The sequence below is a fragment of the Niameybacter massiliensis genome, from assembly GCF_001282685.1.
GTDB lineage: Bacteria > Bacillota > Clostridia > Lachnospirales > Cellulosilyticaceae > Holtiella > Holtiella tumoricola.
In genome coordinates, this window is sequence record NZ_LN875035.1 from 2,088,150 (window position 1) to 2,107,850 (window position 19,701).

General features: G+C 34.8%; 18 protein-coding genes and 1 tRNA gene. 1 reads left to right on the top strand and 18 read right to left on the bottom strand.

All coding sequences use genetic code 11. The features are described 5' to 3' along the window. Window positions 1-208: 208 nt before the first annotated feature. The 3 genes from BN2390_RS15305 to BN2390_RS15315 form a co-directional block, all read right to left on the bottom strand. On the bottom strand, window positions 209-1,594 hold the full coding sequence (locus tag BN2390_RS15305) for a glycine--tRNA ligase (RefSeq protein ID WP_053985184.1): 1,386 nt from the start codon (window positions 1,592-1,594) through the stop codon (window positions 209-211). Window positions 1,595-1,876: 282 nt separating this feature from the next. Continuing rightward, the gene (locus BN2390_RS15310; RefSeq protein ID WP_053985185.1) at window positions 1,877-2,650 is read right to left on the bottom strand and encodes an anti-sigma factor family protein; all 774 of its coding nucleotides are present in this window, start codon (window positions 2,648-2,650) and stop codon (window positions 1,877-1,879) included. Further along, the gene (locus BN2390_RS15315; RefSeq protein ID WP_242847683.1) at window positions 2,647-3,276 is read right to left on the bottom strand and encodes an RNA polymerase sigma factor; all 630 of its coding nucleotides are present in this window, start codon (window positions 3,274-3,276) and stop codon (window positions 2,647-2,649) included. The genes BN2390_RS15310 and BN2390_RS15315 overlap by 4 nt, the downstream gene beginning before the upstream one ends. A 170-nt stretch (window positions 3,277-3,446) precedes the next feature. On the opposite strand from BN2390_RS15315, the gene BN2390_RS15320 reads away from it, so the two are divergent. Continuing rightward, window positions 3,447-3,530, top strand: a tRNA-Leu gene (locus BN2390_RS15320). A 154-nt stretch (window positions 3,531-3,684) separates the two neighbouring features. Here BN2390_RS15320 and BN2390_RS15325 read toward each other — a convergent pair. The 15 genes from BN2390_RS15325 to BN2390_RS15395 all read right to left on the bottom strand — a co-directional run bounded on the left by BN2390_RS15325 (window position 3,685) and on the right by BN2390_RS15395 (window position 19,625). After that, window positions 3,685-4,167 (bottom strand): NUDIX hydrolase, encoded by a 483-nt coding sequence (locus BN2390_RS15325; RefSeq protein ID WP_053985186.1) that lies wholly within the window; start codon window positions 4,165-4,167, stop codon window positions 3,685-3,687. 81 nt (window positions 4,168-4,248) lie between these two features. Next, window positions 4,249-5,640, bottom strand: coding sequence for a penicillin-binding transpeptidase domain-containing protein (locus BN2390_RS15330; protein ID WP_053985187.1), 1,392 nt, complete (start codon window positions 5,638-5,640; stop codon window positions 4,249-4,251). Further along, a complete protein-coding gene (locus BN2390_RS15335) occupies window positions 5,630-6,997 on the bottom strand; it encodes an FtsW/RodA/SpoVE family cell cycle protein (RefSeq protein WP_053985188.1) in 1,368 nt (455 codons plus the stop codon). The genes BN2390_RS15330 and BN2390_RS15335 overlap by 11 nt, the downstream gene beginning before the upstream one ends. 18 nt (window positions 6,998-7,015) lie before the next feature. Then, window positions 7,016-9,349 carry a U32 family peptidase gene (locus BN2390_RS15340; protein ID WP_053985189.1) on the bottom strand — a complete coding sequence of 778 codons (2,334 nt, stop codon included), beginning with the start codon at window positions 9,347-9,349 and terminating at the stop codon, window positions 7,016-7,018. 65 nt (window positions 9,350-9,414) lie between these two features. Continuing rightward, on the bottom strand, window positions 9,415-9,750 hold the full coding sequence (locus BN2390_RS15345; protein ID WP_053985190.1) for a cell division protein ZapA: 336 nt from the start codon (window positions 9,748-9,750) through the stop codon (window positions 9,415-9,417). Window positions 9,751-9,823: 73 nt separating this feature from the next. After that, a complete protein-coding gene (gene ruvB / locus BN2390_RS15350; protein ID WP_053985191.1) occupies window positions 9,824-10,825 on the bottom strand; it encodes a Holliday junction branch migration DNA helicase RuvB in 1,002 nt (333 codons plus the stop codon). Window positions 10,826-10,837: 12 nt separating this feature from the next. Beyond that, window positions 10,838-11,485: a Holliday junction branch migration protein RuvA gene (gene ruvA / locus BN2390_RS15355; RefSeq protein WP_198524926.1), complete on the bottom strand. Its 648-nt coding sequence runs from the start codon at window positions 11,483-11,485 to the stop codon at window positions 10,838-10,840. A gap of 86 nt (window positions 11,486-11,571) precedes the next feature. After that, window positions 11,572-11,787, bottom strand: a complete 216-nt coding sequence (locus BN2390_RS15360; RefSeq protein WP_053985193.1) for a DUF896 domain-containing protein — start codon at window positions 11,785-11,787, stop codon at window positions 11,572-11,574. 15 nt (window positions 11,788-11,802) lie between these two features. After that, on the bottom strand, window positions 11,803-12,600 hold the full coding sequence (gene proB, locus BN2390_RS15365) for a glutamate 5-kinase (RefSeq protein WP_053985194.1): 798 nt from the start codon (window positions 12,598-12,600) through the stop codon (window positions 11,803-11,805). A gap of 27 nt (window positions 12,601-12,627) precedes the next feature. Continuing rightward, window positions 12,628-14,760, bottom strand: coding sequence for a DNA gyrase subunit A (locus BN2390_RS15370; RefSeq protein ID WP_082238812.1), 2,133 nt, complete (start codon window positions 14,758-14,760; stop codon window positions 12,628-12,630). Window positions 14,761-14,776: 16 nt separating this feature from the next. Then, a complete protein-coding gene (locus tag BN2390_RS15375) occupies window positions 14,777-16,744 on the bottom strand; it encodes a DNA gyrase/topoisomerase IV subunit B (RefSeq protein WP_053985196.1) in 1,968 nt (655 codons plus the stop codon). Between the two features lie 155 nt (window positions 16,745-16,899). Then, the gene (locus tag BN2390_RS15380; RefSeq protein WP_053985197.1) at window positions 16,900-17,544 is read right to left on the bottom strand and encodes a potassium channel family protein; all 645 of its coding nucleotides are present in this window, start codon (window positions 17,542-17,544) and stop codon (window positions 16,900-16,902) included. Then, on the bottom strand, window positions 17,537-18,178 hold the full coding sequence (locus BN2390_RS15385; protein WP_053985198.1) for a peptidylprolyl isomerase: 642 nt from the start codon (window positions 18,176-18,178) through the stop codon (window positions 17,537-17,539). Before BN2390_RS15385 ends, BN2390_RS15380 begins: the two co-directional genes overlap by 8 nt. Window positions 18,179-18,231: 53 nt before the next feature. After that, window positions 18,232-19,203: a GIY-YIG nuclease family protein gene (locus BN2390_RS15390; RefSeq protein WP_082238813.1), complete on the bottom strand. Its 972-nt coding sequence runs from the start codon at window positions 19,201-19,203 to the stop codon at window positions 18,232-18,234. A 65-nt stretch (window positions 19,204-19,268) separates the two neighbouring features. Beyond that, entirely contained in the window at window positions 19,269-19,625 is a 357-nt protein-coding gene (locus BN2390_RS15395; RefSeq protein WP_082238814.1) for a DUF1292 domain-containing protein, read from the bottom strand. Between the last annotated feature and the right edge of the window lie 76 nt (window positions 19,626-19,701).

Genomic DNA, 19,701 nt, shown 5'->3' on the forward strand with positions numbered 1-19,701 from the left:
TGATAATTTGTACACAAAAATAAAATATTTTTTTATCTATATCTGCTGATTTTTTTCATTATTATTCTACTTTTTTAACATATATAAATAAATAAGTACTTTTTATTTACTTTTATAAATTTTATGATTATTTTAGTTTAGTTTAAAAATAATAAACAAAAGTCCTAGAACAGAACGTTCTAGGACTTTTGTTTATTATTTTTAGGAATTAAAATTCCATTTTACTTTCAATATAGTTTACAAGATCTGCAATTGCTACACGTTCTTGTGCCATTGTATCACGATCTCTTACTGTTACCATTTGGTCTTCTCTAGAATCGAAGTCAAAAGTAATACAGAATGGTGTACCGATTTCATCTTGTCTTCTATAACGTTTACCAATCGAACCACTTTCATCGTACTCTACGTTGAAGTGTTTAAGTAATGTATGGTAAACAGCTGTTGCTTCTTCTGATAATTTTTTAGAAAGTGGAAGGATAGCAGCTTTTACTGGTGCAAGAGCTGGATGGAATCTAAATACTGTACGTGTATCGCCATCTTCAAGTGTTTCTTCGTCATAAGCTTCACAGAGGAATGCTAATGTTACACGGTCAGCACCAAGTGATGGTTCAATACAGTATGGAACGTATTTCTCATTTGTTGTTTGATCGAAGTAAAGCATTTCTTCACCTGAATGTGCACTATGTTGTTTAAGGTCATAATCTGTACGAGATGCAATACCCCAAAGTTCTCCCCATCCGAATGGGAATAAGAATTCGATATCACTTGTTGCATTACTATAGTGTGAAAGTTCTTCTGCTGAATGGTCACGCATACGCATATTTTCTGGTTTAACACCTAAGTTAAGGATCCAGTCTTTACAGTAATTTTTCCAGTAATCAAACCATTCTAATTCTGTACCTGGTTTGCAGAAGAATTCAAGTTCCATCTGTTCAAATTCACGTGTTCTAAAGATGAAGTTACCTGGTGTAATTTCATTTCTAAATGATTTACCAATTTGACCAATACCAAATGGAATTTTCTTTCTACTTGTACGTTGTACATTTTTGAAGTTAACAAAGATTCCTTGAGCTGTTTCTGGTCTTAAATAAACAGTATTTTTAGAGTCTTCAGTTACACCTTGGAATGTTTTGAACATAAGGTTGAATTGGCGAATGTCTGTAAAGTCGTGTGCACCACATGTTGGACATGGAATTTGATTATCAGCGATAAATTGTTGCATTTGCTCATTTGACCAACCATCAACAACAAGATCTTCACCTTTTTCATGCATGAAATCTTCAATAATTTTATCTGAACGGAAACGTTCTTTACATGCTTTACAATCCATAAGTGGGTCACTAAATCCACCTACGTGGCCTGAAGCTACCCATACTTGTGGATTCATAAGGATTGCACAGTCAACACCTACGTTATATGCACTCTCTTGGATAAATTTTTTCCACCAAGCTTTTTTAACGTTATTCTTAAGTTCTACACCTAATGGGCCGTAATCCCAAGTATTTGCAAGTCCTCCATAAATTTCTGAACCTGGATATACAAATCCTCTAGATTTTGCTACAGCAACAACCTGTTGCATTGATTTTTCTTGCATAATCTTATCCTCCTAATAAAAATAAATATAAAAAAACCTTCCGTCCTTGCTTAACGCAAGGGACGAAAGGTAACTTCCGCGGTTCCACCCTAATTGGATAATAAATATCCCACTTTCATATATTGCTCCAAAGCGCCTTCATAAAATGAACTCGTAACTGGCTTACACTCTCCCAGTCTCGCTAAAACGTTCTTCTTCTATTACTCCTCTTTATCATTGCAACCATAAATATGCATTTATGACTATAATGTAACAAAAAGCCTCTTATGTGTCAAGTCTCCTTTATTCTTTTATAGTCACAATTAGGTGAAGTTGTGGTTCTTCACCTGGATTTACAATGTCTATATGCTCATTATCTTTCATCTGTGCCATAAGTGTTTCTTTGAAATTCTCTTTAGATAATGGCTGTAACGTATAATGGATAATGGCATTTTCTTGCCAACTGGTGAATGTTATTTGATTCTCTTTACAATAACCTGTTATAAATTCACCAAACTGTTCTAAATCCTCGATTGTAATATTCCATTGTTCTTCTTCAAGGGACATTGGCATCACTTGACTCTCCATGCTAAATGGCGCAATTTCTTGTACTGGTGCTACTTGGTTTTTTACTAAATCTTCTGATTGCATTCTAGAAGATGCAACTTGTGGTGCTTGTTCTATTGGTGCACCATCAAGTTCTTGCCCTGTTCCCCTAGGTACAAGTGCAATGCCTATAATAAGTGCAGCAGCAAGTCCTGAAGCATAAGTTAAAAATCTGTAAGGATGTTTTTTATTTTTAGGTAGTTCTGTAACTACTGTAGTTGTTGCTGCAGTTTGCTTATTGGTTATAGCTAATTCATCCATTAAATTTTCATGTAGTCTTTCATGGAAGCCTTCTGGTAATGGAGCTTCCTCCATCTCATTTAATCCTCCCATTATGAGTTGCATCATTTCTAACGTTTCCTGACATGTAGGGCAAGCTTTAAGATGTGCTTCAAGCTGCATTTTTTCGTCATATGATAAGGCATCATCTAAATAAGGGGATATTAATTCTTGGTAATCTTCACATTTCATATGTTGCCCTCCTTCTTAATAGTTTGACGAAAGAAAGACTTATAAGGTTCCTTATTTTGCATTAAAATCTCTTTCATTGCTAAACGTGCTCTTGAAAGCCTAGATTTTACGGTCCCTTTATTCATTTCCAATGTTTCTGCTATTTCATCATAGCTATAGCCTTCTACATCTCTTAAAATCAGAATCTGTTTATACTCTTCTTTAACCTCTTTTAAGGCTTGTTCCATAATATCCTTTAAAGCGAGCTGATCTACATGCTCACTCATTACATCATGTTTAGGGGCCTCATCTAATACCCATTCATTTTCTGAATCCTTAGAAGGCTGATACAAAGACACTTCACCTTCTAAACGACTTTTTCTTTTTCTAATTAAATCTAAGCACTGATTAGTAGCAATACGATACATCCATGTACTAAACTTAGAGTTCCCTTCAAAGGTTTTAAGCTGTCTCCAAAGCTTCACACAAACTTCTTGCGCACCATCAAATGCTTCCTGTTCATCGCCTAGCATTTTTAAACAAATATTATAAATATGCTTTTCATAACTTAGCATCAACGTTTCAAAAGCTGCAACATCACCCTGCTTGGCTTTCTCAATTAAGTTTCTTTCTATTATTTCATCCAAAAGACTGACTCCTTTCCTACCCAAATCATAGCCTTTTTCGCATCTTCACTATCATATCATATTTCCATATTTATTACATCTTATTCTCAATTTTTTAGATAACAGCATCATTTATTGGTAAAATATGCTTGCACCACTTTTCAATTTATGCTATACTAAACAAGCATCAAGCGGATGTGGCGGAACTGGCAGACGCAGCAGACTCAAAATCTGCCGATGGTAACATCGTAAGGGTTCGATTCCCTTTATCCGCATCATTTAAAAAAGAGGTTATAGTTTTGGACTATAACCTCTTTTTTTATTAGCTTTCTGTTGTTATACTTAAATGAAAATGGTCTAAATGTTTTATAAAGTTAGTTGGACATAATCATACACATTTAATATAAAAATGAACTGCTGATAAATTTATTACCAGCAGTTCATTTTTATCTCTTTTCTTTTTTGATCCCACATATTATCTTTTCTTAAATCCAAATACATCTGATACCCTTTTTTCAAGATATATTTTTCATCGGAAAACTTCATGAGATGATACGCTTCATGAAATTTGTAATATCCACTATCCATAAAATGCTCTTCTCTTTGTGGTTTGCTATAAAAGCTCTGTGCACGCATTAAATACCAATGTACAGTTTTACTTACAAGGTCTTCTTTCCCTTGAAAAGTATATTGAGTAGACCCAATGTACTCTACTATTTCTGCATCCACACCTGATTCTTCCTTTACTTCTCTAATTGCGGTCATTTCATTGCTTTCGCCGTATTCAACAGTTCCTTTAGGAAGTACCCAACCAACATACTTATATTCCCTTCTCCCTTTGAAATCTTTATAAAGAGCAAGGACTTTCCCCTTATGCACGACAACGCCACCGCAACTGACAGTTTCAATCATAAAGCCACCTGTCTTTCTTTTATACTCTAGTTGATTTTAGTATAGCTTGTTTCTTCTTATTTTTCAACCAAATCCAAATGGCTATTCATTTTTATAAGCATTTAAAATCTCATTACTTACGTTTAACGCTTTAGCACCTTGGCCACCTTGTTCTACAACAACTGCAAATACAATACTTTCCTTATTGCCTTCTTTAGGTTCTGCAAAGCCGACAAACAGTGAATGATCTGCACCTGTTTCATTTTGAGCTGTACCTGTTTTCCCACCAATTACCAAATCGTTTCTATAAATTCGATTTCCTGTACCATTTGTTACTACATTAATCATCATTTCTCTTAAAGTTTTACAAAGCTTTTCGTCTAAATAAGTTCCTTCATATTGTGGAAGGTTTTTAAGACCTACATTCCCTTTATTATTAAGGGAATAATCTATAATATATGGAGACATGAGCACACCATCGTTATAAACAATAGAGGCAATCATTGCTAAATGAAGTGGAGATACAAGTGTCTCACCTTGTCCCATATAGGTAGCCATTTTGTTGAATGTATCACTTTGGTCATTTAATTTAAATAAACTTTGCTTGTAATCTATTTGAGCACCAAGAGCACGATTGAATAATAACTCTGTTGCAACTTTTCTTAGTTCACCTGCAGAAATTTGCTCACTTAAAGATACAAAATAAGTATTACATGAAACAGTAAAGGCTGATTCTAAGTTTACCTTTCCATGAACCTTTCCATTATTACATTTAATCTCATGGCCATCTTTTGAGATAACGCCCTTACACTCATACTCATAATCAAAAGCACTATCACCAAGTTGTTGCAGATACGCAATGGTTGTAAGTATTTTAAAGGTAGAACCTGGTGGATATAGCCCCTGTGTTGCTCGATTAAGAAGTACACTGCGATCTGTATCTTCTACTAAATCATTCCAGTTCTCACCAATTGTATTCGGATTAAAGCCCGGATTAGAGTAAAGTGCTCTAATCTTACCTGTGCGTGGTTCAATAACAACTGCTGCTCCACGATAATCACCTAGTCCATCACGGCATGCTTGCTGCAACTTATGGTCTAGTGTTAAATACACATCATGCCCTTGAAACTTTTCCTCTGCAAAAGCAAAGGCAAAAATTGATTTAAGATTGTAGTTAGGATAAAGAAGCTCTACATTAGCTCTCGACTCAACACCTGTTTTATCATGGCCTACATAACCTACAGCATGGGCATAAGTTTTTCCATAAGGATATTCCCTTATTCCATTTTCACTGGTTGCAAGCACAACACCATTTGTATCTAAAATCTTTCCTCTTACGACTTCGTTTTCTAGATGGTCTAATCTTTTATTATATGGATTTACAATAAGCTTCTTACTTTCTACGACTGTAAAATAGCCTACATAAGCTGCTACCCCTATAAAAAGTAGGATAAAAACAGCAGCTACACGGTAGATGTAACGATTATTCTTCAATTTCTTTCCCTTCCTTTCTTGCAAACTTAAGTGTTTTGCGTACAAAGTAGGTGACGATCCCCATCATGCCTAAGCATACAAACAAAGATGTTCCACCATAACTCACAAAAGGTAGGGTAATTCCTGTTAAAGGAATGAGCTTAAGTACACCGCCTACAATAATTAAAGTTTGTAAGCCAATAATTACAACAAAACCAATACATAAAAACTTTTCAAAATCATGTAATTGAATAAGTGCACCTTTTAGGCCTTGTAGTATAAGACCTAAAATGGCTAAAAGTACAACAATTCCTACTATGTTCCCCAACTCCTCGCAAAGGGCCGCAAAGATATAATCTGTTGTAACAATTGGGATTTTATTAGGAATACCACGGGTTAATCCACTTCCAAACCATCCCCATGTCCCAATTGCAAATAGCCCTTGTACAACTTGATAACCATTTCCTGCAATATCTGCCCATGGATCAATCCATGCTTCAACCCTGACACGTACATGCCCAAAACAAAAATACGCTAATATTGATGCTACGGCGCCTCCTGCTATACCTATTAACGGTAAAAATGCATTTTTAGTTCCAATATAAAGCATAATTAGGAAGGTTAATCCGTATAAAAGTGCGCCGCCTAAATCTCTTTGAAAAACAAGCATTAACAAAATAGCACCTGTAAATACAATAGACTGAAAGATTATGGTTAACTTATGACTCTTAAACTCGAATTCATCAAAATGAGCAGCTAAAAAGAGAACAAAGGTAACCTTCCCAAACTCAGAAGGCTGAAAACCAAAACCTGCAATTTCTACCCAGTTCATGGCACCATATTTAGATTCTCCAAAGATAAATGGTAATATAATCATACCTAGTGTCAAGAACATATACAGTAATTTATATTTAGGTTGTAGCATTTTTCCAAAAATAGTTGGTAAAAACATAGCAATACACATACCAAGTATAAACCATACAATTTGTTTAGTTGCTTCAGCATGATTAAGACGTTCTAACATAATATAGCTTATGTCTACTAAGAAAAAGATAATATACCAGATAACCATTTCATCTTGTCTTTTAAGTCTTTTAAGTAACCACTTAATAAAGATAAATGCAGCAGCTAAAATCACACTGTTAAAGATGATCCCCTGTCTCATAGCAAGACTCGGCGCCTTACCAAATAAAATAGCGGTTCCCCCTAAGTGGAAAAAGAGGATGCATGAAAACATAAGTGAATGCTTATAAATAGGCTGGCCAAGTGAATAACTGATAAATGGCTTCATAAAACTAAAAATCAGCACAATAAAAAGTATTGCAAATCCTGCAAATACAAATCGACTCAGTAAAATCATCAACTCTAAATAGGCCATTTCATCACCTCTTTTTCTTTAGTCTATAGGCTTTAAGAAACTTGCTTTTTGACTAGCAAAAGTTACTTTTTTACCATTCAATAAACTTTCTAAAACTTCTTTTGTTTCCTTGGCATTTTCTTCAGTGAACCAAATACGATAAACCATTAAAGACATATTTTGTAAGTACTTTTCTGGTTCTATAAGAAGCGGTTCATGCATTAAAATTTGCATTTTACAACCTACACAATCTGTTGTAAGTGGCCAGATAGCCCCTTTACGATCACGCAAACTATATTTTCCAGTTTGTTTTTTCTTTTGACAAAGCTCATGGTTACCTAGTACACATTGTTCTGTTGTCATTACAGGCAATCTACCATAGATAATGGTTTCAAGTGGACCTTCTAAGGATTCTAACTCTTCTTTTGCAAGTTCTGCTGAAGTAGTTATACGTGTTACGCCATTTTCACTCCATTGATAAACCGCTTCATTATTCATTACATTTAAATTATAATCAATGACCTTCTCTTTGTGACTAGACATCAATATATAAAAGACTCCTAATGTACGAATGACATAGCCTGTTAAGCCACTTGCTTCAAAGCTTGGCAAGCTTTTTTTAATTCTCTCAAGTGCCTTTTCTTTTGTAATTGCCGGAAACACAATATACATTGGTTTCCCCTTTGCCTCACAAAGCTCTAAAGCCTCTTGCATTTTTCGATCATTATATTGCCATTCCCAATACACTGCTTGAAGTTGTGGGTAATCAAGCACTACTTGAAGTTGTTCTATGGTACGTACTTGTGCATGGTAACTTGGCTTTCCTTCATAACGCTGATTGCTATCTGGTGTATAAGGCGCATAGGTTTTTTGCGTACCACTTTCACAAATTAAAGCCTCTAAATGAGCCACTGCTTCGCGGCGTAATTCATTCAACTTACTAATGGTCATATACACATCATCATCCCACTCTGCATCTACATGAGTAAGCTCAAAAGATGTGGTCCCAAGTTTTGAAAGTTTCTCTATTGCTACTTCTTTTGTAAGAGGTGCACTTTGAGCCGCTTCTAAGATTTCGCCTAGGGCTGTTGCCTCAAGCCCTTCATAAAAGAGTGTAAAGCTTACTGGCTCACCCAATTTTCCAACAAGTTTTCCTTGTACAGGTACTTTACGTTGTGCCTTTTCATAGGTTTTTCGTAAAGCTTTAAGAAGTGTATTATTTTTAGATAGGTAAACTGGACTTTTCTCATCTACCCAATCTTCTACACGTACAGTAAAGGTCTGCCCACCTGGATAGACTTTTGAAATCCCTGTTCCTGTATGTTTTTTCTTATTCCAAATTTCAAGCCCATCTCCTGGGTTTAATGTTTTTTCTGTATAAATGGTTGCAAGCTTATTACGTTTATCGTATTTTACAATATGTCCTACGCGAAGCCCAATATTTTTTGGTGTCTTCTCTGTCATCATATCAAGGCCTGCTTTTTTAAAGTAGTAGCCTTCTGAGAAACCACCACGGTTAAATATTGATTGAAGCATTTCAATATCTTCTTGTTCTACTTTATAGTGTTTTGGATCCTTTAAAGCTAGATCCACATATTTACGATAAACACGTGTGACAGATGCCACATACTCTGGAGACTTCATACGCCCTTCCATTTTGAATGAATCAATACCTATCTCAATAAGTTGTGGTAAGAAACTAAGACTATAAAGGTCCTTCGGGCTTAAGAAATAAGTGGATTTAATCTTTTCTTCACCATCTTCTAATAAATCGTATGTCATGCGACATGGTTGTGCACAGCGCCCACGATTTCCACTTCTTCCTCCTATTTGACTGCTAAACAAGCATTGTCCAGAGTATGAATAGCAAAGAGCACCATGGATAAATGTTTCTATTTCAATATCTACAGCATCTTTTATTTGTTTAATTTCTTCAAGTTGCATTTCTCTTGCAAGTACAACACGTTTAAAACCAAATGCTTTTAAGAAAAGCACATCTTCTAAACTATGTGCACTCATTTGTGTACTTGCATGGAGTTCAATCTGTGGGAAGTAACGCTTAACAAGATAAGCAACTCCAAGATCTTGGACAATCACCGCATCTACACCAAGTCTTGCTAAACTTTCTAAGTACTGCATCAGTTCAGGAAGCTCGTCTTCTTTAATTAAAGTATTTACTGTAATATGTGTTTTCACTCCACGAAGTTTGCAATAGTTTACGATTTTTTCGAGTTCATCTTCATCAAAGTTATCTGCAAATTGTCTTGCATTAAAAACTTTTCCTCCTACGAAGATAGCGTTGGCCCCATTCTCAATAGCCGCTAAAGCATTTTCAAACTTGCCAACTGGTGCTAATAATTCTACTTGTCTCACACTGTGTCCTTCTTTCTTTTTTCATCATAAAAGGGGTAACTTAACAGCACCCCCTTCAATAAGTTCTATTTTCTTCTTTTCATGATTTTAAGCCTGTTCATTTCAAGTGACATTTCTTCAATACGTTCGAGAAGCGCCAAATTTTCTGCATTACATTTCTCTAATTCTTGACTAAATCTTTCTAAATCTGTTTTCATTTTTAAATACTCATCTGCCATATTCAGTGCTGCCATCATATGCTTTTGAGCAGAACTAAGCTTGTGCATGGGATCTTGTTTATGAATTTCTAATACTTTTTGATCTAATACACTTGCCACCTTTTGAATATGTTCTTGTGATTCATTTCCTTGTAATGCAAAAACTTGTCCCCCGATAATGACCTCTACTTTATTCTTTGTCATATTGAACACCCCATTATAAATGGCTATGCCTATTAGTATTTTTTGTCATTATAACATATCTATATTCAAAAAACTATCTTAACTCCTCTGGAATTTGCAAAAAATTCTTTGCACTTTCTGTCAGCATACGTCCTCTAGGCGTACGCTGGAGCAAGCCTTGTTGCATCAGGTAAGGTTCATACACATCTTCTAGTGTTTCTCTTTCTTCCCCGATAGTTGCTGCAAGGGTCTCAAGACCAACTGGCCCACCTTTAAATTGATTCCAGATTGTATTTAGAATGCGTCGATCGATTTCATCTAATCCCTGTGTATCAATATTTAATAATTTTAAAGACGCAAGTGCAGTTTCTTCAGTAATCATGCTGTCGTATTTAATACTTACAATATCACGTACACGTTTTAAGAGACGGTTTGCAAGCCTAGGTGTGCCTCTAGAGCACTTTCCAATTTCTCTTGCACCTTCTGTAGTAATCCCCACCCCTAAAATACGTGCTGTACGCTCTACAATTTGCATGAGTTCCTCTAAAGAATAATACTCAAGACGTTGCACTATTCCAAAACGGTCACGAAGTGGAGAACTTAACATCCCTGCTCTTGTTGTCGCACCAACTAATGTAAATGGTGGCAAAGAAAGACGGATTGACTTAGCTGTTGGACCTTTCCCCACAACAATATCTATATGATAATCTTCCATTGCAGAGTAAAGTACTTCTTCTACCTGACGTGGCATACGATGAATTTCATCAATAAACAGCAAATCACCTGGTTGTAGCCCATTTAAAATCGCTGCAATATCTCCTGGTTTCTCAATGGCAGGACCCGCTGTCACTTTAAGTTTAACACCCATTTCATTAGCTATAACCCCTGCAAGTGTTGTCTTCCCTAGTCCTGGTGGTCCATAAAGTAGTACATGATCAAGTGCTTCTCCCCTGCCTTTTGCTGCCTCAATAAAGATTTTAAGATTTTCTTTAATGGTACTTTGCCCTATATATTCATCAAGTGTCAGGGGTCTAATATTATTTTCTATGTCTGTGTCTTCAATGTGTAAGTCCGCTGACATCATACGTGTTTCCATTTAATCGCCCCCTTAATTTGTAAGTAATGCTAAAGCCTTTTTAATTATCACTTCAGTTGTATCATTGTAATCAAAGATTGCTTGAACAGCTTTTCTCGCTTCAGTTAATGGGAAGCCTAAAGCCTCAAGTGCTTCAATGGCTTCTTCTTTAGCTTGTCCTGTTGATGCTGGTAAACCTTTTTCTAAATGAGATAAATCTGGCATTGCAAGTTTTTGAACCACATCTTTAAGTTCTAAAATAATACGCTGAGCAGTCTTTGGCCCAATACCACTTACCTTACCTAATGCCTTATGGTCTTGCATCATAATAATTTCAATGAGATGATCTACATCATATAAATTCATCATTTGCAACGCTGTCTTTGGCCCAATACCATTTACGCCCACTAACTTTTTAAAAAGTTCTTTCTGCTGCACCGTTACAAAACCATATAAATCATGAGCATCTTCTTTAATATTTTCATAAATATAAAGCTTAACATTTTTGCCTCTTTGTAACGCACTGGCATTTTGCTCATAGGGTACAAAAACTTCATATCCCATTTGTCCTACTTCTATCCATATATCATTATCATGTATCTCTGTAATTTCACCTTTTAAATACGCAATCATAACTTCTCCTTCAAAAAGAACATTTGTTCTTATTGTACACCAATCCACCTTAATAGTCTAGCCTTGTTGCATCTCTCATCCCCTGTTATATATGAAAAGGCCGTTGCAACTTGTGTGCAACAGCCCCCTTCATTCTATTTGTCAGTTGGCATATATTTAAGTGGATGTAACTTGCCATCTGGTGTTTGAATTTTTGTGTTTGATAATTGACCTTTGAAATTTGATCTAAAGATTTGTAAGTATTGCTCACGTAATTTAGCTTGTTCATCAAGTTCAGTTGGTGTTAAACCTTCTTCTTTCTTTTTCTTCGCAAGTTCATTAATACGTGCAATAAGTTTATCCATTTCCATTTTTCATTACCTCTCTTATTTGGCTTTAAACCATGTCCCTACTTCTTCACCATCTAGAATATTGTAGAGTACATTGATGTCATCTCCTAAAGCAACAACTGTATGTGTCTCATTTGCTTTAGCTATCTTAGCGGCTGTAATCTTAGTTGTCATACCACCTGTTCCAAATTTAGAACCTGTATCTTTGCCTAATCCTTCAATATCTGAAGTAATTGCTTCTACTTCTTTGATTAAAGTCGCATCTTTATTTTCTTTTGGATTATCTGTATAAAGACCATCAATATCTGTAAGTAAGATAAGTAAATCCCCATCTACTAATTCTGCAACCATAGCAGATAAGGTATCATTATCTCCAAAGCGATAACCTTCAATTTGAGCTGTAGAAATACAGTCATTTTCATTAATGATTGGTATAACCCCTAATTTTAATAGAGCAAACAAAGTATTTTTAGCATTTTGATTTTTAATTGGATCTTCAATCACATCTTTTGTAAGAAGGACTTGTGCAATAACCTGATTATATTCCCCAAAGAATTTCTCATAGATTTGCATTAAAATTGCTTGCCCTACTGCTGCTGTTGCTTGTTTCATCTCAAGCTCTTGCGGTCTTTCTGTAAGACCAAGTCTTCTTGTTCCTACACCAATAGCACCAGATGATACTAATATGATTTCCTTACCTTGATGATTTAAATCTGTTAAAACACGTGCTAATTTTTCCATTTTGTTAAGATTGGTTTGACCATTTGGATGTGTGAGTGATGATGTACCAATTTTAACAATAATACGATTGCTCTCTAAAAGATCACTTCTCATAATTTCCTCCCGCTACTTCCTGCCTATCTATAGTTTCGCTTGAGCTGGCAACGAACTAGCTGCTAATTTTTCTATTTCTTCAGTGCCTTCATTTAGGCATGTCAGACTTGCCATTGTATGTTTCTTTGTAATTGTAATTGCTTGAATCCCCGGTGTATCACGTTTTGCCTTTTCTTCAATCAATGTTGTTGGAACAATAGCTGAACGTCCATCTGTTCTAACACATTTTATAAAGGCTTCTTCGCCAATCACGCACATACCTACACATGCACTCTTACCATAATAAGCTTTCACAAGTTTTTTACGGTTTGTCTTTGTCTCATAAACATTTAAAGGTACACGTGCAATCTTGCCTGTTTCAAATCCAAATAAAATAGATCCTGTATAATCTAAGGTTGGATGCACATACATAATCGTTTCATCTGGTTCTAAATCTAAAATATTAGGTAAGTATACACCAAACTGGCTGGCTTTACAATCTTCGATTTCATACGTTTTTATTTTATACACATTACACTTATTCGTAAAGAATAAAAGCTCACTCTTATTGGCTGTTTCAACTTCTTGGATAATTGTATCGTTATCCTTCATTTTTTGTTCACCACTACTACGTAAAGAAGCTAATGAGATTTTTTTCAAATATTGATGTTCTGTAAAGAAGATTTTTAAGTTGTAGTCTTCAATGAGTGCATCACTTGGTAAGGCTTCTTCTTTATTAGGCTCAATAAGTGTTGTACGTCTTGGTGCACTGTATTTTTTCTTAGTTTGTTTAAGTTCGTCACTAATAACTTTTTTAAGTTTTTTATCACTTTCAATAATCTCAGATAAACGTGCAATTTCTTGCTCTAATTTATCAACATCTTGTAAGGTATTTAAAATATATTGTTTATTTAAGTGGCGTAATTTGATTTCTGCTACAAACTCTGCTTGAAGCTCTGTTAAATCAAAAGCGCGCATCAAGTTTGGAATAACTTGATTTTCTTTTTCTGTATGCCTAATAATTTCAATTGCTTTATCAATATCAAATAAGATTTGTTTAAGACCTAATAAGAGATGATGTCTCTTTTGCATCTTCTCAATATTAAAGGTAAACTTACGAATGAGACAATCCTTTCTAAATCTTACCCATTCTTCAATAATACTTTTAACACCTAGTACTTTTGGTGCACCATCAATAAGAACATTAAAGTTGCAACTAAATGAATCTTCTAATGTTGTAAGCTTAAAGAGTTTTTGCATAACTATACTTGGGTCTGCTGAACGTTTTAAGTCTACAGTCAGCTTAAGACCTGATAAGTCCGTTTCATCACGTACATCCGAAACCTCTTTGATTTTACCCACTTTAACAGCTTCTTCAATTTTATCGATAATAGCTTCTACTGTTGTTGTATAAGGAATCTCTGTAATCTCAATACAATTTTCCTTTTTAACATATTGATATTTCCCACGCATTCTAAAAGAACCGCGTCCACTATTTAAAATATGGCGCATATCTTCTTTGTTATAGAAAATTTCTCCACCTGTTGAAAAGTCTGGTGCTAAAATGTAATCTGCAATATCTATATCTTGATCTTTAAGATAAGCAATCGTTGCATCACATACCTCTTCTAAGTTGAAACTACAAATATTGCTTGCCATCCCTACTGCAATCCCCTGATTTGGATTGACTAAAATATTAGGAAAAGTTACAGGTAAAAGTGTTGGTTCTTTCATCTTACCATCATAGTTGTCTACAAAGACAACTGAGTTTTCTTCAATATCTCTAAACAGTTCTTCACAAATATCACTTAATTTTGCTTCTGTATAACGTGAAGCCGCATAAGCCATATCACGTGAATAAACCTTACCAAAGTTTCCTTTTGAATCTACAAATGGGGTATTCAGTGCTGCATACCCTTTTGTTAAACGTACCATCGTCTCATAAATAGCAGAATCTCCATGAGGGTTAAGCTTCATTGTTTGCCCTACAATATTGGCTGACTTTGTCCTTGCTGATTTTAGCAATGACATTTTATACATCGTATAGAGTAACTTACGATGAGATGGTTTAAATCCATCAATTTCAGGCAGGGCACGTGAGACAATAACACTCATGGCATAAGGCATATAGTTAGACTCTAACGTCTCAGATATATTCTGTTTAATAATCTTTTCATCCATCATAGACCCTCCCTTCTTAACTCATATCCAATTGATCTAAATATTCGTGCCCTACTTCTGCAATAAAGGCCTTTCTTGCAGCTAAGTTATCACCGAGCAATCTTTCAAAGACTTCTTGTGTACGCTCAGCATCTTCTGGCATGACTTGAATCAGTCTTCTTGATTCAGGATTCATAGTTGTTTCCCACATCATCTCAGGATCATTTTCACCTAGTCCTTTTGAACGTTGAATGGTATATTTAGACTTAATTTTATCTAGGATTTGTACTTTTTCATAATCAGAATACGCAAAGTATGTTTTATCTTTTGTATTGATTTCATACAATGGTGTCTCTGCAATAAATACTTTTCCCTCTTTAATGAGTGTTGGTACAAGGGCATAAAGCATCGCCAAGATAAGTGTACGAATTTGGAATCCGTCCACGTCGGCATCTGTACAGATTACGACTTTTTGCCATCTTAAATTATCTAACTCAAAAGTATGCAATTCTTTATTATGTTTGCTTGTAATTTCTACTCCACAACCTAAAACTTTTAAAAGATCAATAATGATATCACTTTTAAAGATTTTGTCATAGTCGGATTTTAAGCAGTTAAGAATTTTCCCTCTTACAGCCATAATCCCTTGAAATTCTGCATTTCTTCCAAGTTTACATGAACCAAGAGCTGAATCACCTTCTACGATGTAAAGTTCACGTTTTGTCACATCTTTTGTACGACAGTCTACAAACTTTTTAATACGATTTGTAATATCAATTGTCCCACCTAATTGTTTACGCACATTAATGCGCGTACGTTCTGCTTTTTCACGACTACGTTTATTAACTAAGACTTGCTTAGCTATACGTGTTGCTTCGTCTTTGTTTTCAATAAAGTAAATGGCTAAATAATCTTTTAAGAAGTCTTGCATTGCTTCTTGAATAAATTTATTAGTAATTGCTTTTTTGGTTTGGTTCTCATAGCTGGTAATGGTTGAAAAAGAATTTGTAATTAAGATTAAACTATCTTGAATATCTACAAAAGTAATCTTCTTCTCATCTTTGTTATAAAGATTTTCATTTTTTAAATATTGATCGATACTGTAGACAAAAGCATTTTTGATTGCTTTATCTGGTGCACCACCATATTCTAAATAACTAGAGTTGTGATAGTATTCAAGTAAGGTTGCTTCATTACAAAATGTAAAGGCTATTTCAAACTTCACACGATACTCTGGTCTGTCTGGACTGTCTTGTCCTCTTGTTTCTTGCTTAACAAGAACCATTTCAGTAAATTGCTTGCCATCTGCTACTTCTTTAACATAACCTAAAATACCATCTGGATAAACATAGGTACTCTTTTCTTCTCTAATTTGATCATCAAAATTAAAAGTAATTCCTTGATTGACAATCGCTTGTCTTTTTAAAACATTATGGAAGTACTCACTACTAATATGAATATCTGCAAAAACATCTTTATCCGGTTTCCAGTGAATACGTGTTCCTGTTGTTTTATAGTTGGCTTTTTGTTTGCGAAGTCCCCCTATATTTTCACCCTTCTCAAAGTGAAGTTCATAAGCATAGCCATCTACATGTACTTCTACATCCATGAACTCAGAACTGTACTGTGTTGCACATGCCCCAAGACCATTGAGGCCTAAACTAAATTCATAATTTTGACCCTCGTTATTGTTGTATTTTCCCCCTGCATAAAGCTCGCAAAAAATAAGATCCCAGTTATAACGGCCTTCCTTCTCATTGTAATCAAGAGGCATACCACGGCCATAGTCTTGTATGATAATAGAGTGATCTTTGCAAAGTGTCACATCAATCACATTGCCATATCCCTCTTTTGCTTCGTCAATCGCATTGGATAAAATCTCAAATACGGAATGCTGACATCCTTCAATCCCGTCAGAACCAAATATAACGGACGGACGCAATCTAACTCTGTCTGCACCTTTCAGTGAGGAAATACTTTGATTTCCATAATTATCTTTTTTCATATTTTATCACCTGCACAATTATTCTCATTTTAATACTGTAAAATATGCTTTAAATCTTGTCAAGTTTTGCTTCCGATAAAAAAGTAGCTATAGTTACGATTTTACCACACCAAACACTTGTTCTATCTACATATTCTACCGGATAAAAAAAGAGGCTAGGGCGCCTCTTTTTCATCTAGATCTAAACTTACATAAACTGTAAAGCATACAGCTATAAGTAAAAATCCTGTTATAATTTCATACATAATTAAGCCCCTAGCCAAAGGATGTACGGGGACATAATCTCCATATCCAACAGAAGCTATTGTAATTAAACTTAAGTAAAGCGCTGTAAAAGGACTTTTTAATGGTTGATTAAATAAGCCACTTGTTAGTCTATATTCTAGATAATGTGTATCGAGTAAAAAGTATAAAATAGCATATTGAATGGTTAGCTCAATAAAACTTCTAAATGCCATACTCACCCTCTCATGATACTCTAAACCATTCTTTTGACGTTTAGAAGGGATAAGCTTATCAAAAACATCTTTAATAAATGCCATAAAAATTTCATTGACTCTTGAGAGTGACCATAAAGGTATGATAATCAAAAATACTTTTTTTATTCCTGTATAGTTTAGCCATCCATTTTCAGCAATCAGTAAGAGTAACATAACGATGGAAATGCCAAAATAGGTTTTATTGAGACGTCTTACACGCCTTCCCCTATCTTGCTGATGAATGGCCTTTTGTTTGTAGCGCTCACTAAAAAATAAGGTTGGAGAAAGACACCATTTAAGGACATGTTGAAATTTAGTCATTTTGAGCCATAACTTCTTGAACGGTTAAAATCTCTGGTGGATTATAACACGCTTCATAATTTTGAACTTCAATATTTTCAATGTATACAGGCTCTATAAGTGAATACTCACCAGATACGCCTTTGTCTTGTAACGTATCTAGTTGCTCCATACCTTCTAATACGCGACCAAACGCTGCAAACTTACCATCCAATTGCCAATCATCTTCTAATAAAACAAAAAATTGGCTACCCTCTGTGTTAAAGTTACGTCCTCTTGCCATAGATAATGTACCACGTTTATGCTTTAAACGATTATTTACCCCATTGTACTTACACTCACTTTTTATATAGTACCCAGGAAATCCTTTTCCATTCCCAATAGGATCACCTATTTGAATAAGATAATCTGGGATCACACGATTGACTTGAGTGCCAATATAATAATCAGATAATGCCAAATAAATAAAGTTATTGACTGTATTCGGTGCTTCCTCTGGGTACAATTCAACTTTAAACTGAGTATTATTACTTAAATATATAGTTACAATAGGGTGTTCTTCCACATTAGAACTACTAACCTCTATTGTACGATTCATAATAAATAACGTTAAACATATACACACAATACTTAAACAAAATACTATCTTCTTCACTTCAATCCTCTTTCATCTGTATTTTGTTATAGTATTGGAGATTGTTTGAATTTTTATACTTCTATGCGATGCATTTTTCGTTCTATAAAGCTATAAAGAATCTTGATTTCATCAATATTTTCTTTATGAATATTAAAAATTTCTTTTTCTTGTTGACTGTTCTTATAGGCTCTTAAAGCTTGAATAATCTCATTTTCTTCATAAAGCATACCTACTTTTGTATAGAGAATACTTCCATTTATAATTAAGTAATACTTATAAAATAGTGTGCCTTCAATAGGGAGTCTCCCTATGACATTTTGCGAACATAGTTTATTCGTCATTTGCTCTATACCACGAATATAATTTATAGATTTTAAGTAACCATAAAACTGCTGTGCCTTTTCAAATTCCCACTTTTCAGAATAGGTTTCAATTTGCTTCATAAGCATACTTGGCAAAGAACTTCCGGGACTAAGTAACTCATGGATAAACTCTATGCGTTTCTTCCGCTCTGCTTCTTTGCAATAGCCTTGACACTTATTAAAAACAACTTTCGCACATGCCTCTTCTTGTATTTTGCAATCCATAAAAGGGTATTGGCTTTTAAAGAATTCCTCTGCTTGCCTACTTAAACTGGGATGGGTAAGTGGTCCAATAATACGTAGCGCTTTATCTAGTTTTGTTCTGCTCCATCTCAATCTATAATGAGGCCCATCTTCTAATATAAGATACCCATATCGCTCGGTCTGCATCAGTGCTGTATTGTACAATGGGCGATATGCTTTAATCCATTTACATTCTAAAAGCAAAGCATCTAGTTCTGTATCTGTATAAAATACTTCTACATCCCATAGCCATGCAAGCATCTGCTTAATTTTATTATTTCTTTTAATTTCTTTGGCTAAATAAGAGTTTATTCGCTTTTTAAGGGCAATAGATTTCCCAATATACAAGATATTCCCCTTTTCGTCAAGCATTTTATAAACCCCTGGTCTATCTAAAATGGTCTGAAGTTTATTTTTTATATTTTTTCGGTTCATCATAATATTAGTATGTACAATGTAGACGTAAAAAAACAGGATGACGTATCATCCTGTTTTTATGTGTATTATTCTTGTGTTTCGTCTTCTAAGTCACCGAAGAATAAATCGTCGAATTCACCAGCTACTTTTTCGTATTCTTCGTCTGATGTAATTTCATCTAATTTGATGTCTTCTCCATCTTCTGAATAACGGTAGATAAGAACTTCTTCTTCATCTTGTGGTGCTAAAGCAATATATTCAATATCGTCAACTTCGAAAATACCTAATACGTCACATGCAACTTCTTTGTTTTCATCTTCGAATGTTACGTAGATTACTGGTTCTTCGTGTCCGCCACAACCGCATCCTTCATGAGCGTGATCGTGTCCGCCTCCACAGCATCCTTCATCGTGTGAACATCCACATGTTTTGTTTTCTTCCATTGTACTAGTCTCCCTTCTTGTTTAAAAGAACTATAGTCCCATTATAGCATTAGAGTGAAATTTTTCCAACTAAAAC